Here is a 26,825-nt window from a genome sequence, read left to right as displayed (position 1 = left end):
TCAGGCTGCCTTGAGCGAGGTCAGGTAGTCCCCGGCGGCGGCGGGATCGGCGAACCAGGGGAAGAAGTCGCGCGGGTCGTCGAAGCCGTTGGCGATGCGGCGCGCGAGATCCGGCAGCCCCTGCGCCGAGCCCATCAGTTCGAGCACGAAGGGCGGCGGCGGCAGCAGCATCATGTTGGTCCAGCGCACGACCCATTGCGCGTAGCTCCAGAAGGTCTCGAAGGTCGCGCGCATCCAGGCCTCGTCGAAGGGACGCTCGCCGCGCGCGAAGATGGCCTCGAGGTAGACCGCCGCCGCCTTGGCGGCATTGTTCGCGCCCTGGCCGGTGATCGGGTCGTTGAGGCAGACCGCGTCGCCGAGGCCGAGCACCTTGGCGCCCGAGGGCAGGGTGCCGACGGGTTTGCGCACGGTCGGGGGGAAGCGCCCGGCAAGGATGCCGTTGCCGTCGGTCAGCTCGATCTTCTGGCAGCGTGCCGCCTCCCAGGGCAGGAAGGTGTCGAGGATCTGCTTCGAGCGGGCGAGGTGCCCGGCCGGGCCGGTCACGTCCGCCCAGCAATCCATCGGACCCTCGGGGATGCCCTCGAACACCATGATCTCGCAGGGTCCGGAGAGGGTCAGTGCGGGGAAGACGAAATATTCGCCGACGCCCGGGATCAGGTTGAAGTTCACCGCCGAATGCTCGGGGCGCGGGGTCATGCCGTGCACGTAGGTCAGGGCGAGGGCGCGCTGCGGCGCCGCGAAGGGCGAGCGGTCGGCGTCGCGCTCGAAGAGCTTGCCGACCTCGCCCTTGCCCGAGGCGACGATCACCAGGTCCGCGGATTTCGCCTCGCGCTCGAGCGCGGCGATGTCGGCGGTGGCGATCTCCATCTTGCCGCCGAGCCGCTCGAACTCCGCGATCCAGCGGGGCATCTTCACCCGCTGGTCGATCGACTGCGCCTTGCTGTCGAGCCGCGCCGCCCAGTCGATGACCTTGCCCGGCCCCTCGGGGTTCGGGACGCTGAACGAGATGCCCTCGACCGGCGGGCAGTCCTCTTCCCAGAAGTTGATCCCGAGGTCGCGCTCGAGCTGCAGCGCCGCGTCGAACTGGCATTGCGAGGACATGACGCGCCCCTCGGCGATCTGCGCGCCGGTGCGGTCCTGGATGATCCTGACCTCGTAGCCCTTCTGCAGGAGCCCGATGCCGAGCTGCAGGCCGGACTGGCCCCCGCCCACGATGGAAATGCGTTTCATTCTTCTCTCCTGTTGACTGGTCTTCGGTGCGGCCGGGGTCAGTCCATGAGCCGCGGGATCGCCGGCTCGGCGCGCTCGGGGCCCATGGCGGTGTAGCCGCCGTCGACCCGGATGTCGGTGCCGGTGACGAAGCTGGCCTCGTCCGAGCAGAGGAACATGATCGTCGAGGCGACCTCCTCGGGGTCGCCGACCCGCGGGAAGAGGTGGAAGTCCGCGCCGACCCCGTCGGTCTTGGCGCGGTCGCCCCCCGTGAGGCTGTCCATGATGTTCGACCAGGTCCAGCCGGGCGAGACCGCGTTCACCCGGATGCCGTCGGGCGCGAGATCCATCGCCTGGTTGCGGGTGAGCTGCAGGATCGCCGCCTTGGACACCGGGTAGAGCCAGCGGCCGGTCTGCGCAACGCGGGCCGAGATCGAGCCGAAATTGACGATGGCGCCCTTGGTCTTGCGCAGCTCGTCGCGGGCGGCCTGCATCAGCATGACCGAGCCGACAAGGTTCACATCCAAAGCATCGAGCCACTCGGCGCGGGTGCTCTCGGCGCCGTTGTCGAGGTAAGTGGCGGCGACGTTCACCAGGAAGTCGATGCGCCCGAACCGGTCCTTGGCCACCTGCACCACCCGCGCGATATCCTCGTCCGAGCGCAGGTCAGCCTGGACGAAGACCACGCCCTCGGTCTCGAGCCTCTGGCCGTTCTCGCCGTCGATATCGGCGACGACGACCTTTACCCCGTGCGATCTGAACGCCTCGACCACGGCAACGCCGATTTTGGTGGCACCGCCCGGCACGATCGCGACCTTGTCTTTCAATCCACGCATCGCGCGCTCCCCGTTTGTCATTTTTCTGAAAAGAAAGCTTGCAGGGCCGCCGGTGATCCGCGCTATCCTGATTGCGCAGCCGGGATCCGGATTGCGCAAATTATGCTTCAGGGATGAAGGAAACTCTCGGCGCGGCCATGGAAACGCTCCCGCTCAGCCCCGATTGCCCGGAGGGTCTGCCGCTCGGCAGCCACCCGCTGTTCGCGACCGGCGACCTGGATGAGGCGCGCGAACGGGTGGCGCGGGTCTATTGCGACCACCGTCTCGAGGTGGTGGGGCGCGACCCGCTTGCGGCGCGGCACAACCGGCTCGACGGGCAGGACCTCTCGATCAACGTGCTCACTTACGGCGCCAAGGCGCAGATCGCGCCGGGCCCGCTCGAACGCTTCTATCTCTTCCAGTTCCCGCTGCGGGGTCATGCCTCGATCGGCACGCGTGCGGGGGGCTACGAGATCGGCGGCGGCAGCGGCGGCGTGCTCAATCCCGACGACGACGTCAGCATGATCTGGAGCGAGCACTGCGTGCAGCTGATGCTGCAGATCGACCGCGCGGCGCTGATGCAGGCGGCCCATGCCGAGTTCGGGCTGCCGCAGGGGGCGGCGCTGCGCTTCGACGGTGCGCGGGGGCTCGCTGGCGGCGAGGGGAGGTCCTTTCTCGGCCTGCTCGAGTTCGTGATCTCCGAGACGCGGCGCGGCGCCGAGCCGCTGGCGCGCGGCTCGGCGCTGGGGCGGCAGCTCGAGCGCACGCTGCTGGTCGGCCTGCTGCAGTCGCAGCTCGGCCCGCAGGAGGAGAGCGCGCGTGGCGCCTACGCGCCGCGGGTGATGCGGCTTGCCGAGGGCTTCATGCGCGAGAACCTCGGCGCTCCGCTGATGATCGAGGACATCGCCCGCGCCGCGGGCACCAGCGTGCGGACGCTGCAGGCCGCGTTCCGCGCCTGCCATGGCTGCGGCCCGATGACCGTGCTGCGCGACATGCGGCTCGACAGGGCCTGGGAAGAACTGTCGAACCCCGCGCCAGAGACCCGGGTCACCGAGGTCGCGACCGGGCTCGGATTCTTCCACCTCGGGCGCTTCTCGGAGCACTACCGCAAGCGGTTCGGCTGCGCTCCCGTCGCGACGCTCCGTGCCGCGCTGAGGTCCTGAGGGGCGGCGCCGGGTTCAGCGCGACCGCTCAGATGTAGGTCCGCAGGTATTCGCCGAGGCAGACCATCGCCATCGCCTGACCGTAGGGCATCGAGGTCAGCCGGATCTGGCGGTAATGGTCGAGATCCGCGCCCATCGCCGTGCCGAAGGAGACGTTTCGCAGCTCCCCCTCGGGAGAGATGTTGTCGATGACGGCCTTGACCGCGCGCTCGGCCACCGGGGTGAACTCGCTGCCGATGTACCGCTTGCGCACCGCCTTGAGCAGCCCGTAGCCGAAGCCGGCGGTGGCCGAGGCCTCGAGGTAGCTCTGCGGATCATCGAGCAGCGTGTGCCAGAGCCCCGAGGCATCCTGCGTGCGCCGCAGCGCCTCGGCCTGACGCCCGAGCAGCGCCTGCAGGTGACGGCGGACGGGATCGCCTTCCTTGAGGTCGAGCAGCTCGATGAACTCGGGGATCACCATGGTGACCCAGGCATTGCCGCGGGCCCAGAGCGCGCCGGCGAAGTTGTGGTTGCCCTCGAAGCTCCAGCCGTGGAACCAGAGGCCGCTCCGGGTGTCGGCAAGGTACTGGGCGTGGGTCAGGAACTGGTACTTGGCTTCGTCGATGTACTCGGGGCGGCCCAGCACGAGGCCGATCTTGGCCAGCGGCAGGACCGCCATCATCAGCGTGTCGTCCCACATCTGCCCCGGGTTGACCGCGTCGTAGACGATGTGCTGCAGCCCGCCGCCCTCTACCCTCGGCATACCGTGCATCACCCAGTCCGCCCACGTGTCGAGGTAGGGCAGCCATTTCGGGTCGCGGTCCAGCTCGTAGAGATGCGCGGCCACGAGGAAGGGGGCGACGGTGTTGACGTTCTTGGTCGGCGTGCCCTCGGCGAGGCGGTCCTCGAACCAGCCGCGGATGATCTCCATCGCGCGCGGATTGCCGGTCAGCTGCCAGTAGGTGAGCAGCCCGTAGAGGCCGATGCCGTGGGTCCATTCCCATCCGGCCCAGCCCTTGGTGTCGATGACCCGCCCGTCGTCGAGGTGCAGCAGGAACTCGCCGGTGGTGTCGGTGATGCCGACGAGATTGTCGGTGAGCCGGTCGATGAGGCCGCAGATCTCGGCGCGGGGCAGCAGGCGGGCGTCCTGCCGCAGCAGCGGATGCAGGGACATGTGTCTCCTCCCGGAAGGTGTGCGTGCGGCCGCCGCGACCGGCGGGACGGCCGCAGGGCCTCAGAGCGTGACGAGGTCGGCGACCTCGACCGGCAGCCCGGTCTGGAACGAGCGGTTCGCCGCGATGCCGGTCAGGATCGACATGGCGCCGTCGCGGTAGCCCGCCGCATAGGCCCCGCCCGAGTTCGACTTGCCGAAGATGTCAGCCAGCATCCGGTTGTCGCCGCCGCCGTGGCCGCCCTCGGCCATGTCGATCGGCACCACGCGCGGCGTGCCGTGCAGCGGGAAGTGGTAGAGCTGGATACCTTCCGCCGCGCCCTCCTGCTCCTTGGCGCCGCCGCCGTTGATGTAGGAGGTTTCGCGCACCATGAGCTCGATCCGCCCGCCGGAGCCGTTGAAGCTGACGTTGAACCCCTCCCAGGGCGCGTAGGCGTTGAGCGAATAGGTCAGCACCGAGCGGTTCCTGTAGCGCACCATGACCTGCATCGTGTCCTCGATGCTGATGCCGTCGCCGAAGACGTTCTGGTCGCGCTGGTAGCCATCCTCGTGCTCGGCGTCCCAGTAGAGCGCCTTCTGCACCGGGCTTGCGGTCAGGTCGATGGCAAAGGGATCGTCCTTGGCGGCGGCGACGCCGGTGGTGCGCGTGTAGGAGGTGAAGTGCCCGCGCTCCTCGGCATTGGCGCGGCCGTAGAAGCGCAGGTCGCCCATGCCGAAGACCGTCTCCGGCTGGCTGCCGAGCCAGAAGTTCACGAGGTCGAAATGGTGGGTCGACTTGTGCACCATCAGACCGCCGCTGTTGCGCTTGTCGCGGTGCCAGCGCCGGAAGTAGTCGGCGCCGTGCTTGGTGTCGAGCAGCCACTCGAAATGCACCGAGAAGACCTCGCCGATGCCGCCCGAGGTGATGAGCTCGCGCACCGCGGAGTTGTGCGGCGCGTAGCGGTAGTTGAAGGTCACGCGCACCGAGCGCCCGGTGCGCTTCACCGCGTCGACGATCTGCTGGCACTTGGTGGTGTCGGTGGTCATCGGCTTTTCGGTGATCACGTCGCGTCCAGCCTCGAGCGCGGCGATGATGTAGATGTGGTGCGTGCGGTCGATGCCATGGTCATCGCGCCGCGTTGTGCAGCTCCGAGATCTCGAGCCGCATCTCGACGCGCAGCTCGCCGCGTCGAGGTTCGAGAGCGGCTCGTCGAAGAGGAAAACCTCGGGCTTCGCGGGCACGATGCGCCGGATGCGGTGGCGACGCGCTGGCGCTGGCTGGCGCCGCCGAAGCTGCTTCGGCAGGCGGTCGAGCAGCGGCTCGATCTCGAGGATGCGGGCGACCTCCTGCACGGCGGCCTCGCGCTCGGCTTCGGCACATGCGCGAGGCGCAGGCCGAAGGCGAGGTTGGAGCGAACCTTCATGTGCGGGTAGAGCGCGTAGTTCTGGAACACCATGGCGATGCGGCGCTTGCCCGGGGGCAGGGCGTTGACGATGCGGTCGCCGATGCGGATCTCGCCCGAGGTCACCTCCTCGAGCCCGGCGATCATCCGCAGCGTGGTGGACTTGGCGCAGCCCGAGGGGCCGACCAGCACCATGAACTCGCCCTCTTCCACGTCGAGGTCGATCCCGTGCACCGCCGATCATCAGCCCCGCCGTGACCTCTCGAGCTTGGCGATCATGCAGAGCGTGGATTGCCGCAGCCCACCGGGGCCGGTCGAAGGCGCCGGGCTCGAAGAACACGACGAGCGCCGGCGTGATGGTGAGCACGGACATCGCGAGGATGCGGTTCCATTCGAACGCCTCGGTCGTGTCGATCGAGAGTTTCAGCGCCAGGCTGACCGGGTACTTGTCGACCGAGCTGATGTAGATCAGCGGGCCGAGGAAGTCGTTCATCGTCCACATGAACTGGAAGAGGCACACCGAGATCAGCGCCGGGGCCAGCATCGGCACGACGATGAACACCAGCGTCTGCCAGGAGTTGGCACCATCGACCCGCGCCGCCTCTTCCATGTCGCCTGGGATGGCGCGCAGGAACTGCACCAGCATGAAGACGAAGAAGGCGTCGCCGGCAAAGGCGGAGGGCACCCAGAGCGGCAGGAAGCTGTCGAGCCAGCCGAGGTCGCGGAAGAGGATGTACTGCGGGATGCGGGTGACCACGTTGGGCAGCAGCAGGATCGCGATGACCGACCCGAACAGCAGCTTCTTCAGCGGGAAGTCGAAGCGGGCGAAGCCGTAGGCCACCATGGTGCAGCTGATCGCCGTGCCGATCACCTTGGGGATGATGATCAGGAAGGAGTTCAGGAAGAACCGCCCGAAGGTGTAGGGGGTCGAGGTCTCCCAGCCCTTCACATAGCCCTCGGCGGTGGGATGCTGCGGGATGAAGCCCGGGTTGGCGAAGATCTCGGCATTCGTCTTGAAGGACGCGCCCACCAGCCAGATCAGCGGGTAGAGCATCAGGAGCCCGACGCCGAAGAGGACGATGTAGCGCACCGCGGCCGAGATGCGGGCCTTGCGGATCTGCCGGGCGTTGGCGGCGCGGGCCTCGGCGAGGCTGTCGGCGGCGGCGCTCATGACGTCGGATGCATGGGTGATGTCGGTCATGTTCAGCTCCGCTTGTCGCCGGCGTAGTAGACCCACTTCTTCGAGGACCAGAAGGCCGCGAGGGTCAGCACCATGATGATCACGAAGAGCACCCAGGCGAGGGTCGAGGCATAGCCCATGTCGAAGCGGCGGAAGGCCTCGTCGTAGATGTACATCGGCAGCAGGTAGGTGGATTTCAGCGGCCCGCCCGAGCCGCCCGAGATGACGAAGGCCGGGGTGAAGGCCTTGAATGCCTCGATCGTCTGGATCACGAAGTTGAAGAAGATCACCGGCGAGAGCAGCGGCAGGGTGATGCGCAGGAACTGCCGCCGCGGCGAGGCGCCGTCGAGGCTCGCGGCCTCGTACATGTCGGCGGGGATCTGGCGCAGGCCGGCGAGGAAGATGATCATCGGCGAGCCGAACTGCCAGACCGAGAGCACCACCAGCGTGTAGAGCGAGTAGTTGGGGTTCGAGATCCAGCTCGGCCCCTCGATGCCGACCATCGCCAGCAGCGAGTTCACCAGCCCGTCCGCCGCGAAGAGCTGCCGCCAGAGCACCGCGATGGCGACCGAGGTGCCAAGCAGCGAGGGCAGGTAGAAGATCGCGCGATAGGCCGGCAGGGCCCGCATGCCGCGGTTGAGCACCATGGCGATCGCCAGCGCGAAGGCCAGCTTGAGCGGCACCGACAGCGCCACGTAGACGAGCGTCACCTTGATCGCCGCGGCGAATTTCGCGTCCTCCGTGACCATGCGGACGTAGTTCTGCGCGCCGATGAACTCGGGCGAGGTCAGCAGGTCGAAGTCGGTGAAGGACAGGTAGAGCGAGACCAGCGCCGGGCCGAGCGTCAGGCAGAAGAAGCCGATCAGCCAGGGCGCGAGGAACATGTAGCCCGCGCCGTTCCGGTGGATGGCCCGCGCGAGCCATCCCTCCGGTGCCGGACGCGAGGCGGATGTCCCGCCGTCGAATGCGTCGGATGCGGCCATGCCTCAGGCCCGCTTCAGGATCGCGGCGGCCTCGTCGACCAGCGCCGCGCCGCCCTCTTCCGGCGAGACGGCCTCGAAACCCACTTCCTGGCTGACGCGGATCTGCACCGCGTTGATCTCGCCCGCGCCCTTCGGCGGGGCCGGGGGCAGCGCACCGATCTGCGGCGTCAGGCTGGAGATCAGCTCGACCACCTTGCGGCCGCTGTCGTTGAGATCGGGCAGGATCGCCTCGCGGATCTCCGGCGAGGCGGGCACGCCGCGGTCGAGGCCGAGCAGGCGCGCACCCTCGGGATCGCGGATCAGGAAGTTGATCATCCGCGCCGCGAGTGCCGGCTCCTTCGAGGTCGAGGAGATCGAGAACATCTGCGAAGGCTTGAGGTACTGGCCCGGCTGGCCACCCTCGAGTACCGGCGCGCCGACCACCGAAAGCTCGGCCTGCACCAGCTTCTGGTAGGACTCGAACTGGTTGGAGTGGGCGAAATCGGTCACTGCGCTGCCCGAGACGATCGGCGCGGTCTCGGGCGAGTTCTTGTAGAGCGCCTGCACGTCGGCGGGCACGCAGCTCTTGGCCTTGCGCATCTCGGCCCAGTAGGCGAACCAGCGGCCCGCGTCCGCGGCGTCGTAGCCGAGCATGCCCTCGGGCGTGTAGAGGGCCTTGCCCTGGGTGCGCAGCCAGACCTCGAAGAGCCCCTCCTGGCCGCTGCCGTCGGCGGTCGCGTAAACGCGGCTGCGGCTGTTCCCGGCGGCGAAGGCGGCGCATTTCTCGGCAAAGCCGTCCCAGCTCGTGCCGAGCGACGGCGCCTCTGCCCCGGCCTCGTCCCAGGCCTTGGCATCGTAGACCACCGAGAAGGCGTTGACCCCGACGTTGCCGCCGTAGAGCTTGCCGTCCACCGAGCAGCTGTCGAGGTTGACCTGCCCGAAATCGGCGATGTCGAGTTCCGCGCCAAGGAATTCGTCAAGCGGGCGGATCGCGTCGCGCCGCGCGTATTCGAACATGTAGCGGTAGTCCATCTGGATGAAATCGGGCGCATTGCCGCCGGCGACCTGGGTCGCCAGCCGCGCCCAGTAGTCGTCCCAGCCCATGAATTCCGCCTCCACCGAGGCTTCGGGGTTGGCGGCCCTGAACTTGTCGATGGCGGCGTTGGTGCGCCGCGCGCGCTCGTCTCCGCCCCACCAGATCATGCGGATATTGCCACCCTGCTGCGCGAAGGCGCCGCGCGCTCCCAGAAGCGGCAGGCCGGCCATCGCCAGCCCGGTGCCGAGAAGCCGGCGCCGGTCGATACGGGTCGAAGTCATGTTGTCCTCCCAAACTGGACGGCTGTGGCACGCAGGGCGCCCGCCCGTCCTTCTCCTCCATCGTCCGGTGTCTCCTCACCGGGCGCGACGCGTGTCGAAGCACTGTCGCCGGACCAACCTAGGGAGCCCGAGCCATACGAACAACTACAAAATATTGACCGTGTCATAGAAGGTATCTATGCCTCTTCCAGAGGAGGAGGCGGACACATGGACAGGGCTCTCGAACAATTCGTGGCGGTCGCCGAGGCGGGCTCGCTCATGGCCGCTGCCGAGAAGCTGCGCCTGTCGCAGCCGACGCTCAGCTACAACATCAAGCGGCTGGAGGAATCGCTCGGCGTGACGCTCTTCCACCGCTCGGCGCGCGGCGTGCAGCTGACCACCTATGGCGAGACGCTCTACAACAGCGCCGTGGTCATCGGGCGGCTGCACTCCAACGCGCTGACCACGATCGCGCGGCAGAAGGCGGAACTGGAGGAAGGGATCAGCATCGGCACCGGCTATTCCACCTGGTTCCTGATCCTGCGAGACTACGTCGTCGAGCATTTCAGGGCGCATCCGGACGCGCCGATCAACCTCAGCATCGGCAACATGATGCGCTGCATGGACCAGCTGCTGGCCGGGGACATCTCGCTCTTCATCGGCCACCGGATCGACCAGCTGAAGGAGGGGATCGCCGTCGACTTCATCCCGATCGGCCACGCCATGGATGGCTATTTCGTCCGGCGCGGGCACCCGCTCCTGGCCGAGCCGCGCGGCCTCGAGGAGATCCGCGCCTATCCCACGACCATGGCCTATCCCGTCGACGTCAGCCAGAAGCGCCTCGTCTCGGGCAGCGAGCTCTACGATGCCTCCCGGCTCGGTCATGCCTTCACCTCGAACTCGCTCGAGGCCTGCCTCGAGTTCGTCCATGCCACCGACGCGGTGCTGATCCACAGCACGGTCCTGACGGAGTATTTCGGCGAGCAGGGGCTCGGCCGGGTCGAGCTGCGGCCCGGCGTGGACGTCAAGCGCGCGGTCATGGGCATCCACGTGCTGCCCGAGCGGCGCGCCAACCCCAAGGTGCAGGCCTGCATCCGCGCGATCCTCGAGCGCGCCGAGCAGCTGAAGCTCTTCCCGCCCTTCGAAGGCTAGGGAACGGCGCGGCGCTCTGGCGATCGGTCCATATGATCTTTACTAAGGGATCAGATGGTCTATATTCAGGCCAAAGGAGATCGAGATGCACGTCATCGCCAAGACCCGGGAACCCGCGCAGATCAACGCCGTCGCCCTCAAGGCCTACGCGCGCATCGTCGATGCCTGGGCGCTCAGCGTCAAGGAGGCGGCGGGCCTCGCGGACATGTCGGAAAGCACCTGGAAACGCGCCCGGAAACCCGATTTCGCCGGCGAGCTGACCAAGGACCAGCTGTTGCGGCTCAGCGCGGTGATCGGCATCTACAAGTCGCTCGAACTCTATTTCTCGGACCCGCTCGCGCGGAGCTGGTTCACCCGGCCGAACGCCGGCCCGCTCTTCGGCGGCAGCCGGCCGGTCGACGCCGCGGTCGAGGGCGGCCTGCCACAGATCCTCGCCATCCGCACCTATCTCGACGCGCTGCGGGGTGGCGCGTGAAACAGACCGAGATTTCGGATCGCGGTCTTGTTCGCCTCCTGCCCGCCACCTACCACAAGCCGCCCGCGCTGCGCGGCCTCGTGGACAGCGACGACGAGGTCGAGATCCTCGCCGAGATCGAGGGTATGACCAGCGGCCGCCTCCAGGCCGAGCGGGGCAGGAACCCCCATATCGACCCGCGCGAGCTTGCCTGGCGCCGCCGCAGCCACGACCTGCGCATCTATGGCGAGACCCATGTCAACGCGGCCTTCACCTACACGCGCGCTGGCGGCAACCGCTTCAACTCCGAGGAGCGCGGGGCCTGGTACTGCGCCTGGGACGTCATGGTCTCGGTCAGCGAGGTGGCGTGGCACCGGACGCGCGAGCTTGGCTATACCGGCTGTTTCGAGGACAGCGCCCGCTACGTCGAGATGCTGGCGGATTTCATCGGCGCCTTTGACGACATCACCGATGACCCGGGCCATCCGGCGTTGCACCCCGATCCGGCGATCGGATACCCCGAGGGCCAGACCCTTGCCCAGCACCTGCGGCGCGAAGGCGCGCGTGGGCTGATCTACCCCTCGGTCCGCGCGCCGAAGCCGGGGGGCAACTGCCTCGTGTGCTTCGAGCCCCGCGCCATCCAGAACGTCCGACCGGGCGCGTCCTGGGACCTCATCTGGGAAGGTACGCCCGACTATTCGGTCATCGCCGCGGCCTGAACCGCCGGGCGCCGTTCTCCGCGGGCGGCCTCAGTCGAGGCGTCGCCGCATCCCCACGTCCCGCGCCGACGCGCGGTCATACATCGCGCGGTAGGCGGGCAGGTAGCGCGCGACCTGCGCATCGGCGCGGTCCATCGCCTCGCGCTTCGCCCCGAAGACCTCGGCCGCCTCTTCCAGCAGCGCCGCCTCGTCGACGCGGCAGAGCCGCCCTCCCTCGGCGACGATCTCCCCGGCCACCATGGTCAGGCGCAGGGACTGGCCCAGCTCGCAATGCACCAGCTGGCGCGGAAGGTCGTTGAGCGGCACGAAGGGCAGGGCGCGCAGATTGACGAGGTTCAGGTCCGCAGGCGCGCCTGCTGCCAGCGTGCCGAGACCCGGCTCGCGCATCGCCCTGCCGCCGCCCTCGGTGGCCGCCCGCAGCACCTCTCCGGGGGCGGGCCAGCTTTCGTAGCGAGGGCGGTCGAGCGTGTGGATCAGCGCGGCGGTCTTCATCACCGACCACATGTTGATCGCATCGTCGGCGATCGCCTCATCGACGCCGAGACAGATCGGGATGCCCCGGTCCTGCATGTCGCGCCAGCGCATGATGCCGCTGCCGAGGCGGAGGTTCGAGATCGGGTTGTGCGCCACGCTCGCGCCGGTTTCCGCCAGCAGGTCGAGATCGGCATCGTCAACCCAGATGGCGTGGATCACGTTCATCCGCTCCGACAGCAGGCCGAGATCGGCGGTGTAGCGCACCAGCGAGCGCCCGCCGAGGCAGTCCTCGCCATAGACCCGCTGCAGCTTGGTCTCGAGCATGTGGGCGTAGAAGGGCAGGTCATGCTTCCGGCTCAGCGCGTCGAGCGCGGCGAAGTAGCCGGGCGTCACGCGCTGCGGCGCCGAGCAGGAGACCGCGGCCTTGATCCGGCCCTCCGCCGCGCCGTGCCAGCGGGTGATCAGGTGATCGTAGAGCTCCAGCAGCCGCTCGGCCGGGCAGGGCGAGGGCAGTTCGAGCGGCGCGCGCAGCTCGGGCGGCAGCAACTCGCGCAGGAAGGGCAGCTTGTCGAGCTCCGGCACCTCGGGCTGGTCGAGCGCGAGCCGGGCGCGGATGCCGCTGTCGAGATACGCCTGCGCCACCGCGTCGATGATCGCGGGCTCGGGTTCCGGCACGAAGAAGCAGTCGTCCTGCACCGAGGTGGTGCCGGTCTTCAGCATCTCGATGCAGGCCAGCATGGTGCGCAGGTAGGCCTCGCGCGGGGTCGGGCGCAGCACTTCCAGCTCGGGGCACTCGTAGAGCATGAAGACCTCGAGCGGCAGCGACGGCAGCCGCCCCTTCATGTGGGTGACCGAGGAATGGAAGTGGCCGTTCACGAGGCCGGGCATCAGCAGGTCGCCGCGCCCCTCGACGATCGTTGCGCCGGGAATGTCGCCAAGCGCGCCGATCGCGGCGATGCGGCCGTTGCGCACCAGCAGGTCGCAGGGCGCGGACATCCCGCCGTGCGCCTGCAGGTCAAGCAGGCGCACGTTGCGAAACAGGGTTTCAGGCATGGTCGGGCCTCCTCGCCTCCCGCGTCAGGTCCGGGACGAGCCGGTGTAGTAGGGCGTCCGCGCCGCGGTGCCGGTGATGTAGCCGTCGTAGAACTTCTCGACCTCGCCGAAGACCTGCGCGCGCAGCCAGTGGCGGTGCTGCTCCTCCGCGTCGCGCGGCAGGGCCAGCGCCTCGGCGATCTGGGCGAGGATCTCCTCGCGGTCTATGCGGGTGAAGACGCCCTCGCGGAAGATCACCTCGCCATCCACCAGCACCGCGTGCACGTCCTTGGTCTTGGCGCGGTGGATGAGCGCGTCGAGCGGCGCGATGTCCGGGTCCTGGAACGGGTAGGTGGCGCGATCGTAGTCGAGCACCACCGCGTCGAAACGCCGCCCGGCGTCGAGCCGGCCGATCTCGGCGCCGAAGGCGGTGGTCAGCGCGCCATGCTCCGAGGCCATGCGCAGCACCTGCGTCGGCGTCGGCACGGCGTCGTGGTCCATGCCCGGGACGCGGTGCACGGTCAGCGCGAGGCGCATCTCCTGCAGCATGTCGCGGTCATCGTTGATCCCCGCCTCGTCCATGCCCATGCCGACGGTGATGCCGCGCTTGCGCAGCTCCATCAGCGGCAGCATTCCCGAGCGCAGGCGGAAATTGGACGAGCAGTTGTGGCACACGCAGGTGCCGGTGCCGGCGCAGATCTCGAGGTCTTCCTCGGTCATCCAGACGCCGTGACCCAGCGTCAGCTTCGGCCCGAGAATACCCAGCTTTTCAAGGTGCTTGACCGCCGTCGTTCCGGTGCGCTTGAAGGCGTATTCCTTCTGGTAGGCGGTCTCGAGCAGGTGCATGTGCATCGGCACGCCGTCCGCGTCGGAGCGCTCCTTCATTGCCAGCAGCCCGTCGTCGGTCATCCAGTGCAGGTTGGCCGGGGCCAGCTGGATGCGCGCGCGGGCATGGGTCTTCGTGTCGCGCAGGTGCTCGTAGAGCGCCATGTACTCGGGGAAGCTCATCTTCTGCTGCGCGAGATGCTCGGCCATGGCGCGCCCGGCCTCGGGCGGCAGGCGGCGGCAGAAGTCCTCGTCGGCCGCGTAGACGAAGCGGTTCTGCTCGCGCACCGCGTAGCAGTAGGAGGCGCGCATGCCGATGGTCTCGTAGGCGCGCAGCACGCCGCCGGCCGAGGCCTTGACCTGCTCGAGATCGCCCGTCGCCCAGCCCTGGATGTGCTGCACCGTGGTGACGCCGGACGAGATCATCTCGAAGGCCGAGTAGAGCGTGTCGAGATAGGGGTCGATCTTGCGCATCGACAGGCGCGCGGCGAACCACAGCTCCAGCGCGTAATCGGGCGCGCCAAGCTGCAGCGGCGTCAGGCCGATGTGGTGGTGGCTGTTGACGAGGCCCGGCATCATCAGGTGGTGCGGGTAGTCCGTCACCTCGGCGCCCGGGTAGGCGGCGAGGATCTCGGCGGCGGGGCCGACGGCGAGGATCACCCCGTCCTCATGCGCCAGCGCCGCGTTCTCGATGATCTCGGGGGAGGTGTCATCCTTTGCGCCCGACACGATCCAGCGGGCGGTAACAATCTGGGTACTCACGAGAATTCCTGTTCCTTGAAGGATTTTTCAACTTCCTCGGCCAGCAGCGCCTCGCAGCGCCGGGCAAGGTCGATCATTTCGGGGCTGCGCAGGTCGCGCGGACGGGCCTGGTCGAGCCGGATCTCGGCCTTGATCTGGCCGGGACGGGCGCTGAACACGACGATGCGGTCGGCGAGCGCCAGCGCCTCCTCGATCGAGTGGGTGACCAGCAGCACCGAGGCGCCGGAGCTTTCCCAGACGTCGAGCAGGTGCTTCTGCATGCGCGCACGGGTCTGGATGTCGAGCGCGGCAAAGGGCTCGTCCATCAGCAGCACCTTGGGTTTCATCGCCAGCGCCCGGGCCAGTGCCGCCCGCTGGCGCATGCCGCCCGACAGCTCGTGCGGGCGCTTGTTGCCGGCCCCGGCAAGGCCGACGAGCCGCATCAGCCGGTCCGCCGCCTCGTCCATCTCGCGCGGCGAGCGGCCGGCGATCTTCAGCCCGAAGGTGATGTTGTCCTTCACCGTCAGCCACGGGTAGAGCGAGGCCTCCTGGAAGATCAGGCTGCGTTCCGGCGAGGGCTCGGTGATCTCGAGCCCGTCGAAGGTGACGCTGCCCTGCGTCGCGTCCTCGAGCCCGGCGACGATGTAGAGCAGCGAGCTCTTGCCGCAGCCCGACGGCCCGAGCAGCACGACGAACTCGCCAAGCGCCACGTCGAGCGTGAGGTTCCGAACCGCCGGGACGGGATCGGGCCCGTCGGGGTTCCAGGTCTTGGAGACATTCTTGATGGACAGTCCGAGCATGGTCACACCCCTCCCACGGGGCTGGGGCCGACCCACCACAGGACCTTGCGCTGCACGTAGCGGAGCGCCTGGTCGAAGGCGAAGCCGGTGATCCCGATCAGGGTCATGGTGAAGAAGACGAGGCTGGCGTTGAACGTGTTGCGGGCCATCATGGTGACCTGCCCGAGGCCCGAGCCGACGCCCACCGCCTCGGCGATGAGCACCACCATCCAGGCGCCGAAGAGGTTCATGCGCAGCGTGACGAAAAGGTCGGGCAGGATCGCCGGCAGGATCACGTGACGGTAGATCTGCCGCTTCGAGCAGCCCATGATCTTGGCCAGCTGGATGTAGTTCTTGGGCACGCTGTCGATCAGCGAGAGCGTCGCCAGCGTCATCACGAAGAAGATCGCGATGAACACCAGGAACACCGCCGGCGGGTTGCCGATGCCGAAGACGAAGACCGCCACCGGGATCCAGGCCACCGGCGAGATCGGCGCCAGCATGGTGATCATCGGCAGCATGAGGTTGCCGAAGATGCGGAAGTAGCGGATCGCGAGCCCCACCGCCAGCGACAGCGCGAAGCCCACGGCGAGCCCCGCGGTCACCCGCAGCGAGGTCCAGCCGATCACCCCAAGCACCGACCAGATCGAGCCGCCCGAGCTGAGCGCGCCGGCGCGCTGGCCGTTCGGGTCGAAGAAGCGGAACTGGTCGGGCAGGTTGGCCAGGAAGATGTGGGGCGGTGGCAGGAGCAGGGGGTTGGCCCACCCCCGCCACCACGCGAACTCCCACAAGCCGACGAAGATCGCGAGGGACGCGAGGGACCACAGCACCGGTACGATCTTGCGGGTCAGGCTTCGCGCAGGCCGCGCCGGCGATGGGGCAGGGAGCTTTCTCTCGTCACTCATGGTTCCGTCGCTCATGGGAGTCTCCTGTCGTTCAGGCTGTCTTGAGGGCGAGCTGGCCGTAGAGCTCGGCATTCTCGGCGATCACCGCCTCGAGCAGCGTCCAGTCCACGGCCTCGGGCGGCAGCGTGTTGCGCACGTAACCCATGGCCTTCATCGACTCCGACCGCTCGGTGAAGAAGTCGGTGTTGTTGCGCTGGTCGATCATCACCGGCTGGCGCGACTGCGCGAGCTTCAGCGCCTCGAGCGAGGTCTTGTAGTAGGTGCCGACGGTGTCCTCGAGCGCCTTCTCGGTGTCCTGCTCGGATTGCAGCTGCGCGGTCATCATCGCCTTGATGACGGCCTTCACCGCGTCGGGGTTCTCTTCCAGCAGCGGGATGCGCGCGGCGAGGACGCAGTCCGAGTAGCCCTTGCCGTAGACGTCGATGCCGTCGGACAGCACCGTCGAGCCGGCGCGCTCCTGCAGGCACTGCGTGGCATAGGGCTCGATGTGGCAGACCGCGTCGATGCCGCCGTTGATGAAGGCGGCGGCGAGTTCCGGAGAGGTGTTGAAGTACTTCACCTCGACATCGGCGAAGGACATGCCGGCCTTGGTCAGGTAGTCGTAGGGCAGCACCTCGAGCGTGTCGGCCTGGAAGGTGCCGATGGTCTTGCCCTTCAGGTCCTCGGCCTTGGTGATGCCCTCTGCGGCGACGAAGACGCAGCCCTCGACACCCGCGCCCGCGACAATGCGCACCGGCGCGCCGGCATCCACGAGGGTGATGAAGTTCGAGTAGGGGATGACCGAGACGTCGACCATGCCCGCCCCGAAGAGCGTCACCACGTCGGTGGTGGTGGGGGTGACCACGAAGTCGAGTTCGACGCCGTCGTCCTTCGCCAGCTCGCGCTCCTTGGCAAGGAAGATGCCGAGGTTGCACAGGCCCGAGCCGTGGGTCGCCTTGATCGTGGTCATGCCCGCGGCCGCGGCATCCGAGGCGCTCATCAGCCCGGCGGGGATGGCGAGGCTTGCCGCGGCGGCGACGCCGCCCCTCAGGAAGCCGCGGCGGCTTGCATGCTGGATGGTCTGATAGGTGTTACCGCATCTTTCGCACATGTCGTTGTCCTCTCTGTTGGGCACGGACAACGGGGCGGCGGTCTTTCGTTCAGGCAGGCCGGGCCAAATCGTCCATGACAATTTTTCTCGGCACGCCAACCTGGAGAAGAGGGACGAACACTGCCGCAATGCGATCGGATCAGTGGTTCAGCGGGCAGTGTGCCCTCCCTGCGCTGACACCGAGCCTGCGCGCTCCGGAGCGGCAGGTGAGAGCGCGGCGCGAGGGTCAGCCAGCGGAAAACGCGCGATTGTCGGGTTATTGGGCAAATGGGATGCCAAAATTTCGGATTTTAGGCATCGCGATGCTGCACGGCCGGTCGAGGAGGCGGTGATGCGGGCGACTCAGGGGCAGGGGGCCCGGGTCGGACCCGGTCGCTGCGCCCCGCACACTCGGCGGTTGCATCGTTTCGCGCCATCGGCAAGATGGGATGCCAAGTCAATCCTCTCGGGAAGCCGTTTCATTGCCCCAGCCCCTGCCTGACCTGCCGCTGCCTCCGCCCGCCACGGAATCCCCGACCGCGATCGCGCAATGGGTGGCCGAGGTGCTGCGCGACCGCATCGTGAAGGGTGCCTACCCGCCGGGCTCGCGCCTCGTCGAGCGGCGCATCTCGGCCGAGCTCGACCTGTCGCGCACGCCGGTGCGCGAGGCGCTGAAGCTCTTGCACCAGGACGCGCTGATCGAGATCTCGCGCAACAAGGGGGCGCAGGTCGTGCAGTGCAGCGCCGAGGAGGCGGTGCAGCTCTTCGAGGTGATCGCCTCGCTCGAGAGCCTCGCCGCCGAACGGCTGGCGCGCACCATCACTACTGAGCAGCTCGACGAACTCGAGGAGCTGCACGCGCGCATGTTGACCTTCTACAAGGTCGGCAGCCACACCGATTATTTCGACACCAACAGCGAGATCCACGACTTCGTCGTCGAGCGCTGCGGCAACCCGGTGATCCACGACGCGCACAAGCGGCTCATCGCGCGGGCGCGCTACGGGCGGTTCATGGCGATCCACAACCCCGACCGCCTCGCGCAGTCTGTGGCCGAGCACGAGGCGCTGATGGAGGCGCTGCGTCGCCGCGACGAGGCGGCGGCGGCGCTGGTCTGGCGCCAGCACCTCCAGCACACCGGCGAGAACTTCGCCGCGATGCTGGCGGCAGGCGAGGGCTAGGCTAGGACGGCAGCTCAGGCCGCCGCGCGCGCCCAGAGCCCTTCGCAGACCTGTTGGGCGGTGTGCACCACCTCGGTCATGTCGACCCGCGTCGGGCGGCGGTGGCGCACCAGCCATTCTCCCTCGACCATCACGTCGGTGACGTTCCCGGCGTTGCCGGAATGGACCACGATGCCTGCTCCGTCGATCTGCGGGCGCAGGTTCGGCGCGTCCGGGTCGAGCAGGATGAGATCCGCCGGATCGCCCACCCGCAGCCTGCCGCTGGCGCCATGGCCGCGCAGCGCCGCGGCGCCGCCCTGCGTGGCCCAGCCGAGCACCTGCGCCGCGTCGAAGTCGAAGGACATCCCCGCCCGCCAGCGCGCCGCCGCCAGCGCCATGCGCATCGCCTCGAACATGTCCGCGGACTTGGTGTCGGTGCAGAGGGTGATCGTCGCGCCCGCCTCGAGCAGCGCCTTGACCGGGGCGGCGGCGCCGAAGCTCGCGTTGCCGATCGGCGCGTGGGCAACCACCGCCCCCGCCGCGCCGAAACGCGCGATGTCGCTTTCGGACATGAAGATGCAATGCGCCGCGATCAGGTCGGGGTTGAGCACGCCCACGTCCTCGAGGAACTCGGTCGGGGTCATGCCCTCGCGGGCGAGCAGCTGCTCGACCTCCATCGGCGACTGGCTGAGATGGGTGTGGATCTGCTTGCCGCTTTTCTCTGCAAGATCGCGCATCCGCAGGAACATCTCGCGCGAGCAGCTGTCGGGCGCGTGCGGCGCGAGGATGGTGCTGATCCGGCCCTTGCCGTCCCATTTCTCCTGCACCGCCAGCGCCGCGCCCAGCGTCGCCTCGCCGAGCGCCGCGTCGCGGGCAAAGCGACCCTCGGACAGCGCGGCGCTGTCCATGTCCATGACCCGGCCGCCGACCATGGCGCGCAGCCCGAACTCCTGCGCCGCCCGCGCCAGCGCCTCGGGGCAGCGGTAGTAGTCGACGATCGTGGTGGCGCCTGCGCAGAGCATCTCCATCACGCCGAGCCGGGCGAGGGCCAGCGTCTCCTCGTCCGAGAGCCAGTGGCCCTGCGGCACGCCGGGCGTGTAGGCGGGGGCAAAGCTGACGTCCTCGATCATCCCGCGCACGATCATCAGCGGCGAGTGGTTGTGGGAGTTGACGAAGCCCGGCAGGCAGAGCGCGCCGCGTCCGTCGATCACCTCGGCGCCGGGAAGCGGCGGCAAGTCCGGGCCGATCGCGGCGATGCGGCCATCGTCGCCGACGACGAGGTCGACGCCCTTCTTCATCCCCGAGTCGGGGGTCAGCAGGCTCACGTTTCGCAGATGGGATGCCATTTTGGTTTTCCTTACGTTCAAGTGCGCGGCAGACGGGCGATCAAATCGCACAATCTTTGATCAACTCTGGATTTGCTGGGGATTCCTGCGGTTTCTCCTCGGAGATTGGGCGGCTCATGACCATAAGTCAAATGGCATTCCATTCCAAAGCCCGGCGACAGAACCGGCCTCGCCCGCGGCCTAGAGCCGTCCAACCCGACAGAGAAGGACACTTCATGACACGCATTTCTCCCCGCGGCCTGACCCGCCGCTCGCTGCTCAAGACCTCTGCCTTCGCCGCCGCCGGCACGTTCGCCGCCCCGGCTCTCCTGCGCGCGCAATCCTCGGAACTGGTGATCGGCTGCGCCGGCTCGCACAGCGCCTGGATGGAGGCCATCGTCGTGCCCCACATGAAGGAGGCGATCGGCGCGGACATCCTCTTCGAGGGCACCAAGTCCTCGGTCAACCTCGAGAAGATGGCCAGCAACAAGGACAACCCCTACCTGTCGGTCGTGCAGATGGACGATCCGGTGATGATCCAGGCGGTCGATGCGGATCTCCTGACCCCGATCACCGCAGACGCGGTTCCGAACATGACCCAGCTGCGCGGCGATGCCGTGCACATGGAGGGCATGTGGTGCAACTACGTCCAGCCCTGGGCAGGCGTGGCCTACAACACCGACTTCGCCGAGGGCGTGCCCTCGTGGGAGGCGCTCTGGGATCCGGCGAACGCGGGGCAGGTGATCATTCCGTCCCTGCAAAACACCGAAGGCATGTGGACGCTGTTCATGGCCGCCATGCTCGGCTCGGGCAAGCCCTTCTCGGAAGCGCAGTACGAGATCGAGGCCGCCTTCGCCAAGCTCGAGGAGCTGAAGCCGAACCTGCTGTCGGTCTACTCGACCATGAGCCAGGCCTTCAACCTGCTCGAGCAGGGCGAGATCACGCTGCTGTCGGGCAACTTCTCGTCCTACACGCTGCCGCGCAAGGCAGAGGGCGTGCCGGTGGATCTGGCCGCGCCGAAGGAAGGCATCTTCGCCATGCCCTCGGGCATCTGCCTCGTGAAGGGCGGGCCGAACGCGGAACTCGCCGCGGCCTATGTCAACGAGATGCTGGGCGAGAAGATGCAGGCGGCGATCGCCGACTTCGCCGCCTCGGTGCCCGCCAACACCACAGTCAAGGCCGGCGCGGTGATCCCCGACGGCGTCGAGATCTACAGCCCCGACTGGGCCTTCGTCGCCGCCAACCGCCGCGACTGGATCGAGCGTTTCGACAAGCTGATGGCGCTCTGAGACGATGACGGACATGGCTCAAGACCGCACCCCCGCAGACCGCCGCTACCTCGACGTCTGGGGCGTTGCCAAATCCTTCAAGGGTACCCGGGTCATGTCCGGCATGAACTTCCGGGTGGACCGGGGAGAGCTTGTCTCTCTCCTCGGTCCCTCGGGCTGCGGCAAGACCACGCTGCTGCGCATCATCGCCGGGCTCATGGAGGCCGACGAGGGCTCGGTGGTGCTGGGCGGGCGCGACATCAGCCGCTTTCCGGCGCACAGGCGCAACGTGTCGGTGGTGTTCCAGAACTACGCGCTCTTCCCGCACCTGACCGTGGCCGAGAACGTCGCCTTCGGGCTGCGCGCCCGCGGCACGCCGAAGGCGGCGATCGCCGGACCGGTCGACGAGGCGCTGCGCCTCGTGCGGATGGAGAGCTTTGCCGAGCGGCCGATCTCGGCGCTGTCGGGTGGCCAGCAGCAGCGCGTCGCGGTGGCCCGTGCGCTGGTGGTCGGCCCGGATCTGCTGCTGCTCGACGAGCCCTTCTCGGCGCTCGACCGCAAGCTGCGCGAGACCATGCAGGTGGAGCTGAAGTCGCTGCTGCGCGACCGCGGCATCACGGCCATCTTCGTCACCCACGACCAGGAAGAGGCGATGGGCGTCTCGGACCGGATCGCGGTGATGAACGCCGGCAGGATCGAGCAGTTCGCCGATCCCTCGACGCTCTACGCGCGGCCCGCCTCGCCCTTCGTGATGGATTTCGTCGGCCTCTCGACCCGGCTCTCGGGGCGCGTCACCGCCGCCGGGGACGGCGTGCTGCGGATCGAGACCCCGCATGGCCCGCTGCGCGCCCGGGGCGATCTGCCCGTCGGGTCCGCTGCCATGGTCGGGGTGCGCCCCGAGCTCATCGCCGTGGGTCAGGGCGAAAACAGCGTGACGGTCACGCTCGAGGACGCGATGGTGCTGGGCTCGAAGACGGTGCTGCACGGCCGCGCCGCCGAGGGCGACCGCATCCTCTGCGAGCTGCCCGGCATCCGCACCGGGCTCGCGCGCGGCGAGACGGTGACGCTCGGCTGGGCGGTCGACGACACGCTGGTCTACGGGGACGCGGCATGAGCGCCCGGATCGACCGCATCTCGCTGCTGGCGGTCCCGGCGCTCGGCTTCCTCGCCGTGGTCTACGCGCTGCCGCTGGTGCTGCTGCTGGCGAAATCGGTGCAGACGCCCGAGGGCTTCTCGCTGGCCGAGTACCGCGCCTTCTTCGCCGACGAGTACAACATGCGCGTGCTCTGGCGCACGCTGCGGGTGGCGGCGCTCACCACGCTGCTCGCGCTGGTCATCGCCTATCCCACCGCCTTCGCCATGAGCCGCGCGAGGGGAGGCTGGCTGACCGTCTTCCTCGTGGCGATGGTGCTGCCCATGTCGCTCGGCGTGGTGGTCAAGGCCTTTGCCTGGTCGATCCTCTTCCGTGCCAACGGGGCGCTCAACGGCGCGCTGCAATGGATCGGGCTGATCGACAGGCCGATGCGCATGATGTTCACCGAGGCCGCCCTGGTGGTCGGGGCGGCGAACGTCTTCCTGCCCTTCATGGTGCTGCCGATCTACGCCGTCGTCCGCCAGCTCGACCAGCGCCTGCCCGAGGCCGCGGCCTCGCTGGGGGCGACGCCGATGTTCCGCTTCTTCAACGTGACCCTGCCGCTGACCCTGCCGGGTGTCGTCGCGGGATCGGCCTTCACCTTCTCGCTGGCGGTGTCGATGTACGTCATCCCCTCGCTGATCGTCGGCGAGCGCCAGCAGACCCTGTCGATGCTGATCGCCCGGTCGTTCCTCTATCTTCGCAACGAGCCGCTCGGCTCGACCATCTCGGCGGTGCTGCTGGGCATCGCGGTGCTGGTGGTCGTGCTGTCGAGCTGGCTCGCCCGCAGGCTGGGAGCCCGCACATGACCCAGACGGACCGCATCTTCCGCACCCTCTCGTGGATCGTCGGGCTGGCCTGCGTGGCCTTCCTGATGCTGCCCATCGTGATCACGCTGGCCGCCTCCTTCACCTCCTCGCCGGTCTACACGCTGCCGCCGCCGGAATGGTCGCTGCGCTGGTACCGCTCGCTGGGCGAGCGCAGCGGGCTCTGGGAGGCGGTGCTGCTCTCGGTGAACCTCGCCGTGGTCTCGACGCTGATCTCGCTGGTGCTGGGCACGCTCGCGGCGGTCGCCGTCACGCGCGGCCAGTTCCCCGGCCGCGAGGCGGTGGCCACCTTCGCCGTCTCGCCGCTGATGATGCCGGGGCTGGTGCTCGGCGTGGCGCTCCTGCAGTTCTTCCGCGAGATCGGGCTGCGCGACGCCTACTGGTCGCTGCTGCTCGGCCATATCGTCATCACCCTGCCCTTCGTGATGCGCACGCTGCTGGCCTCGATGGCGGCCTTCGACTTCTCGCTGATCGACGCCGCCCGCACGCTGGGGCTGAGCTATCCGAAGTCGATCCTCAAGGTGCTGGTGCCGAGCCTGGCGCCCGCCTACCTGACCTCGGGGCTCTTCGCCTTCCTCGCCTCGATGGACAACTACCCGATCTCGATCTTCCTGACCGACGCGCGCAACAAGACCCTGCCGATCAAGATGCTGCAGTACCTCGAGGAACAGCCCGACCCGTCGCTGGCGGCCATGTCCTCTGGGCTGATCCTGCTGGCGATCATCGTGCTGGTCATCGGCGCGCGCACCGTCGGTCTCAACCGCATGATCCAGGGCTGAGCACATGACCGAGCAGACACAGGACCGCCGCGATTTCCGGGGCTATTTCGGCGCCGAACCCGCGCCCTGCTGGCCAGGGGGAGCCCGGCTCGCCGTCTCCTTCGTGGTGAACGTCGAGGAGGGCGCCGAGTATTCGATCGGCGACGGCGACGCGCGCAACGAGTCCACCTACGAGATCCGCGAGGAGGTCGAGCAGGTGCCCGACCTCTGCATGGAGACCCATTTCGCCTACGGCACCCGGCAGGGCTACGCCCGCATCGCCCGCGCCTTCGACGGGGTCGGCGCGAAGGCCACCTTCTCGACCTGCGGCCGGGTGGCCGAGCGCGCGCCGTGGCTTCTGCAGGATGCGGTGGCGCGGGGCCACGAGGTCTCGTGCCATGGCTGGCTCTGGGAGCGGCACGCCAACATGGCGCGCGCCGAGGAAGAGGCGGTGATCGCCCGCACCCATGCCGCCATCACCCGCGCCTGCGGTGTCGCGCCGGTGGGCTGGCACACCCGCTCCTCGGCCTCGGTGAACACCCGGGCCCTGCTGAAGGCGCGCGGCGATTTCCTCTATGACAGCGACGTCTACGACGACGACATCCCGCGCATGGAGGGCGGCCACGTCATCCTGCCCTATGCCTTCGACACCAACGACATGCGCTTCTCGCCCGGTGGCGGCTTCGTGCAGGCGCGGGATTTCTCGGATTACGTGATCGGCGCCTTCGAGCGGCTCTACGCCGAGGGCGCAGAGGCCGCGCGCATGATGTCGATCGGCCTGCACCTGCGGCTGATCGGACGCCCGGGGCGGATCGCCGGGCTCGAGAAGGTGCTTGAGCACATCACCGCCCGCGACGGCGTCTGGATCGCGCCGCGCCGGGACATCGCCGCCCATTGGGCGGCAACGCAGGGAGCCCGCGCATGAACCTCATGGATCTCACGGCAACCGCGCTCGCGGCCGAGGTGCGCGCCGGGCGCGTCACGCCGCAGGCCGCCGCCGCCGCCGCCCGCGTGCGCGCCGAGGAGCGCAATCCGGCACTCAACGCGCTGACGCTGATCAACCCTGCGCTCGAGGCCGAGGCAGAGGCGGTGGCCGCGCGGCTCGCGGCGGGCAGGGACTTGCCGCTGGCCGGGGTGCCGGTGGTGATCAAGGACAACATCTGGGTGCAGGGCCTGCCGGTCACCCAGGGCTCGAAGCTTTTCGAGGACTTCGTCGCGCCCGAGGATGCGCAGGCGGTGGCGCGGCTGCGCGCGGCGGGGGCGGTGGTCCTCGGCATCGGCACCTGTTCGGAATTCGCCTGCAAGGGCTCGACCAACACGCCGCTCTACGGCATGACCCGCAACCCGCTCGACCCGTCCCGCACCCCCGGCGGCTCGTCGGGCGGGCCGGTCGCGGCGGTGGCGGCGGGCATGGCGCCCCTGGCGCTCGGCACCGACGCCGGCGGCTCGACCCGGCGCCCGCCGGCGCATGTCGGGCTGGTGGGGCTGAAGCCGACGCAGGATCTCATCCCCTACGGACCCGGCTTCGACGAGCCGGTCTGGGGCATCTCGGTGCTGGCGCCCATCGCCCGCACGGTTGAGGACATCAGCCTTGCCATGGCCGTGCTGGCCGATCTCGCCCCCGCGACGCCGCTCGCCGGCACCATCGCCTTTGCCGCCGATTTCGGCCTCGGCCAGCGTCTCGATCCCGGCGTCGGCGCGGCCTTCGAGGCCGGCATCGCCGCAATCGCGGCGGCGGGCCATGCGCTGGAACCGGCGGCCCCCGACTGGCAGGGGCTCGACGGCATGTCGGTCATGCCGCTGCAGCACTCGGGGCTTGCCGCGCTCTTCGGGACACGCTGGCGCGAGGCACCGGAGATTTTCGACCCGGACCTCGGGGCGCAGATCGAAAGCGGGCTCGGGCTGAGCGGCGTCGCCGTGGCCGAGGCCCACCAGGCCAGCCACCGGATCCGGGAGATCATGCTGGAGTTCCTGTCGCGCCACGCCGCGATGATCACACCCACCACGCCCTGCGCCGCCTGGCCGGTCGAACTGAGCGCCCCGGCAAGCATCGGCGGCGCGCCCTGCGGTCCGCGCGATCACGCCGCCTTCACCTCACAGCTGAACCACGCGGGATGCCCGGCGATCACCCTGCCTTGCGGGACCGACCCGGCGGGCCTGCCGCTCGGGATGCAGATCATCGCCGCGCCCGGGCGCGATGCGCACCTGCTGGCCCTCGCGGCCGCGATCGCGCCGCTGCTGCCTTCGGCCGCGTGCCCCAGCCCGGAGGGTCGGTGATGCGGCTTCTTCTCGTGAATCCCAACATGACCGAGGCGATGACCGACAGCATGGCCACCATCGCCCGCCGGGTGGCGGGCGGACGGGCCGAGATCCTGCCGCTGACCGCCCTGCGCGGCTTTCCCTACATCGCCTCGCGCGCCGAGGCGCAGATCGCCGGCGGCATCGCGCTCGAGATGATCGCCGACAATATCGAGGGCATCGACGCGGTGATCATCGCCGCCTTCGGCGATCCCGGCCTCGTGGGCGCGCGCGAGATCTTCGACGTGCCGGTCGTCGGCATGGCCGAGGCCTCGGTGCTTTCGGCGGCGATGCTGGGCGAGCGGTTCTCCATCGTCACCTTTTCGCCGGTCATGACGCGCTGGTACAGCGACTGCGTCGCGGCAACGGGGCTTGCCGGGCGCTTCACCGGGGTGCGCACGCCGAGGCGGCACGTGCCCGAGCTGCTGAACAACCGCGCCGCGCAGCACGAGGCGCTGGTCGCGCTGGCCCGCGAGGCGGCGCTCGAGGATGGTGCCGACGTGGTCATCCTTGGCGGCGCGCCGCTGGCCGGGCTTGCCCCCGAGATCGCCGGGGAGGTTCCGGCGGTGGTGCTCGATCCGATCTCGGCAGCGACGGCGCAGGCGCAGACGCTGGCCTCGCTGCGGACCGCCGGGCTGGCGCGCGCCTCGCGGCCGATCGGCAAGGCCTCGGTCGGGCTGTCACCGGCGCTGAGCCGGATCATCGCGATGGAGGCGCCGTGACCGCGGCGCGGCGGGGGGCTTCCGGCGGCGA

At 68.8% G+C, this 26,825-nt stretch carries 23 protein-coding genes and 3 pseudogenes; 12 read left to right on the top strand and 14 right to left on the bottom strand.

Going from position 1 to position 26,825, the window contains the following annotated elements; all coding sequences use genetic code 11:
- Positions 1-1,230 (bottom strand): styrene monooxygenase/indole monooxygenase family protein, encoded by a 1,230-nt coding sequence (locus PVT71_RS27345; protein WP_353476387.1) that lies wholly within the window; start codon positions 1,228-1,230, stop codon positions 1-3.
- A 38-nt stretch (positions 1,231-1,268) separates the two neighbouring features.
- Positions 1,269-2,045, bottom strand: a complete 777-nt coding sequence (locus PVT71_RS27340) for an SDR family oxidoreductase (RefSeq protein ID WP_353476386.1) — start codon at positions 2,043-2,045, stop codon at positions 1,269-1,271.
- Positions 2,046-2,182: 137 nt separating this feature from the next.
- Here PVT71_RS27340 and PVT71_RS27335 point away from each other — a divergent pair, with 137 nt between their 5' ends.
- Positions 2,183-3,187, top strand: coding sequence for an AraC family transcriptional regulator (locus PVT71_RS27335; protein WP_353476385.1), 1,005 nt, complete (start codon positions 2,183-2,185; stop codon positions 3,185-3,187).
- Positions 3,188-3,215: 28 nt separating this feature from the next.
- Here the strand turns inward: PVT71_RS27335 and PVT71_RS27330 are convergent, their stop codons facing one another.
- From PVT71_RS27330 to PVT71_RS27305, 6 genes and pseudogenes are all read right to left on the bottom strand, one after another.
- On the bottom strand, positions 3,216-4,334 hold the full coding sequence (locus PVT71_RS27330) for a glycoside hydrolase family 88 protein (protein WP_353476522.1): 1,119 nt from the start codon (positions 4,332-4,334) through the stop codon (positions 3,216-3,218).
- A gap of 66 nt (positions 4,335-4,400) precedes the next feature.
- A pseudogene (locus PVT71_RS27325) lies at positions 4,401-5,435 on the bottom strand (Gfo/Idh/MocA family oxidoreductase); the annotation flags it as partial.
- Between the two features lie 22 nt (positions 5,436-5,457).
- Positions 5,458-5,953: pseudogene (locus PVT71_RS27320) on the bottom strand (ATP-binding cassette domain-containing protein); the annotation flags it as partial.
- Between the two features lie 97 nt (positions 5,954-6,050).
- Positions 6,051-6,920, bottom strand: a pseudogene (locus tag PVT71_RS27315) (carbohydrate ABC transporter permease); the annotation flags it as partial.
- Positions 6,921-6,922: 2 nt separating this feature from the next.
- Positions 6,923-7,882, bottom strand: coding sequence for a sugar ABC transporter permease (locus tag PVT71_RS27310; RefSeq protein ID WP_353476384.1), 960 nt, complete (start codon positions 7,880-7,882; stop codon positions 6,923-6,925).
- A gap of 3 nt (positions 7,883-7,885) precedes the next feature.
- Positions 7,886-9,178, bottom strand: a complete 1,293-nt coding sequence (locus tag PVT71_RS27305) for an ABC transporter substrate-binding protein (protein WP_353476383.1) — start codon at positions 9,176-9,178, stop codon at positions 7,886-7,888.
- A 207-nt stretch (positions 9,179-9,385) separates the two neighbouring features.
- On the opposite strand from PVT71_RS27305, the gene PVT71_RS27300 reads away from it, so the two are divergent.
- From PVT71_RS27300 to PVT71_RS27290, 3 genes are all read left to right on the top strand, one after another.
- Positions 9,386-10,309, top strand: coding sequence for a LysR family transcriptional regulator (locus PVT71_RS27300; protein ID WP_353476382.1), 924 nt, complete (start codon positions 9,386-9,388; stop codon positions 10,307-10,309).
- An 85-nt stretch (positions 10,310-10,394) separates the two neighbouring features.
- Entirely contained in the window at positions 10,395-10,784 is a 390-nt protein-coding gene (locus PVT71_RS27295; RefSeq protein ID WP_353476381.1) for an MbcA/ParS/Xre antitoxin family protein, read from the top strand.
- The gene (locus PVT71_RS27290) at positions 10,781-11,482 is read left to right on the top strand and encodes an RES family NAD+ phosphorylase (protein WP_353476380.1); all 702 of its coding nucleotides are present in this window, start codon (positions 10,781-10,783) and stop codon (positions 11,480-11,482) included. The genes PVT71_RS27295 and PVT71_RS27290 overlap by 4 nt, the downstream gene beginning before the upstream one ends.
- A gap of 30 nt (positions 11,483-11,512) precedes the next feature.
- Here the strand turns inward: PVT71_RS27290 and PVT71_RS27285 are convergent, their stop codons facing one another.
- From PVT71_RS27285 to PVT71_RS27265, 5 genes are read right to left on the bottom strand one after another with little or no spacing between them, the layout of a single operon-like run.
- The gene (locus PVT71_RS27285; RefSeq protein ID WP_353476379.1) at positions 11,513-13,009 is read right to left on the bottom strand and encodes an amidohydrolase family protein; all 1,497 of its coding nucleotides are present in this window, start codon (positions 13,007-13,009) and stop codon (positions 11,513-11,515) included.
- 24 nt (positions 13,010-13,033) lie between these two features.
- Positions 13,034-14,575, bottom strand: a complete 1,542-nt coding sequence (locus PVT71_RS27280; RefSeq protein WP_353476378.1) for an amidohydrolase family protein — start codon at positions 14,573-14,575, stop codon at positions 13,034-13,036.
- A complete protein-coding gene (locus PVT71_RS27275) occupies positions 14,572-15,360 on the bottom strand; it encodes an ABC transporter ATP-binding protein (protein WP_353476377.1) in 789 nt (262 codons plus the stop codon). Before PVT71_RS27275 ends, PVT71_RS27280 begins: the two co-directional genes overlap by 4 nt.
- Positions 15,357-16,253 carry an ABC transporter permease gene (locus PVT71_RS27270; protein WP_353476376.1) on the bottom strand — a complete coding sequence of 299 codons (897 nt, stop codon included), beginning with the start codon at positions 16,251-16,253 and terminating at the stop codon, positions 15,357-15,359. The genes PVT71_RS27275 and PVT71_RS27270 overlap by 4 nt, the downstream gene beginning before the upstream one ends.
- 16 nt (positions 16,254-16,269) lie before the next feature.
- Entirely contained in the window at positions 16,270-17,328 is a 1,059-nt protein-coding gene (locus PVT71_RS27265; RefSeq protein WP_353476375.1) for an ABC transporter substrate-binding protein, read from the bottom strand.
- Positions 17,329-17,789: 461 nt separating this feature from the next.
- Between PVT71_RS27265 and PVT71_RS27260 the strand changes: the two genes are divergently transcribed.
- Positions 17,790-18,485, top strand: a complete 696-nt coding sequence (locus PVT71_RS27260; RefSeq protein WP_353476374.1) for a GntR family transcriptional regulator — start codon at positions 17,790-17,792, stop codon at positions 18,483-18,485.
- Positions 18,486-18,499: 14 nt separating this feature from the next.
- Here the strand turns inward: PVT71_RS27260 and PVT71_RS27255 are convergent, their stop codons facing one another.
- Complete coding sequence (locus tag PVT71_RS27255; protein ID WP_353476373.1) at positions 18,500-19,810, bottom strand: amidohydrolase family protein; 1,311 nt, start codon at positions 19,808-19,810, stop codon at positions 18,500-18,502.
- A gap of 215 nt (positions 19,811-20,025) precedes the next feature.
- Here PVT71_RS27255 and PVT71_RS27250 point away from each other — a divergent pair, with 215 nt between their 5' ends.
- The 7 genes from PVT71_RS27250 to PVT71_RS27220 are packed head-to-tail and all read left to right on the top strand — an operon-like array spanning position 20,026 to position 26,794.
- Complete coding sequence (locus PVT71_RS27250) at positions 20,026-21,078, top strand: extracellular solute-binding protein (protein ID WP_353476372.1); 1,053 nt, start codon at positions 20,026-20,028, stop codon at positions 21,076-21,078.
- Between the two features lie 13 nt (positions 21,079-21,091).
- Positions 21,092-22,171 (top strand): ABC transporter ATP-binding protein, encoded by a 1,080-nt coding sequence (locus PVT71_RS27245; RefSeq protein ID WP_353476371.1) that lies wholly within the window; start codon positions 21,092-21,094, stop codon positions 22,169-22,171.
- Positions 22,168-22,998 (top strand): ABC transporter permease, encoded by an 831-nt coding sequence (locus PVT71_RS27240; protein ID WP_353476370.1) that lies wholly within the window; start codon positions 22,168-22,170, stop codon positions 22,996-22,998. The genes PVT71_RS27245 and PVT71_RS27240 overlap by 4 nt, the downstream gene beginning before the upstream one ends.
- The gene (locus tag PVT71_RS27235; protein ID WP_353476369.1) at positions 22,995-23,795 is read left to right on the top strand and encodes an ABC transporter permease; all 801 of its coding nucleotides are present in this window, start codon (positions 22,995-22,997) and stop codon (positions 23,793-23,795) included. Before PVT71_RS27240 ends, PVT71_RS27235 begins: the two co-directional genes overlap by 4 nt.
- 4 nt (positions 23,796-23,799) lie before the next feature.
- Entirely contained in the window at positions 23,800-24,699 is a 900-nt protein-coding gene (locus PVT71_RS27230; protein WP_353476368.1) for a polysaccharide deacetylase family protein, read from the top strand.
- The gene (locus PVT71_RS27225; RefSeq protein WP_353476367.1) at positions 24,696-26,051 is read left to right on the top strand and encodes an amidase; all 1,356 of its coding nucleotides are present in this window, start codon (positions 24,696-24,698) and stop codon (positions 26,049-26,051) included. Before PVT71_RS27230 ends, PVT71_RS27225 begins: the two co-directional genes overlap by 4 nt.
- Entirely contained in the window at positions 26,051-26,794 is a 744-nt protein-coding gene (locus PVT71_RS27220) for an aspartate/glutamate racemase family protein (RefSeq protein WP_353476366.1), read from the top strand. The genes PVT71_RS27225 and PVT71_RS27220 overlap by 1 nt, the downstream gene beginning before the upstream one ends.
- Positions 26,795-26,825: the final 31 nt, after the last annotated feature.

The organism is Salipiger sp. H15 (assembly GCF_040409955.1).
GTDB lineage: Bacteria > Pseudomonadota > Alphaproteobacteria > Rhodobacterales > Rhodobacteraceae > Salipiger.
This window is presented reverse-complemented; position numbering and strand designations above follow the sequence as displayed.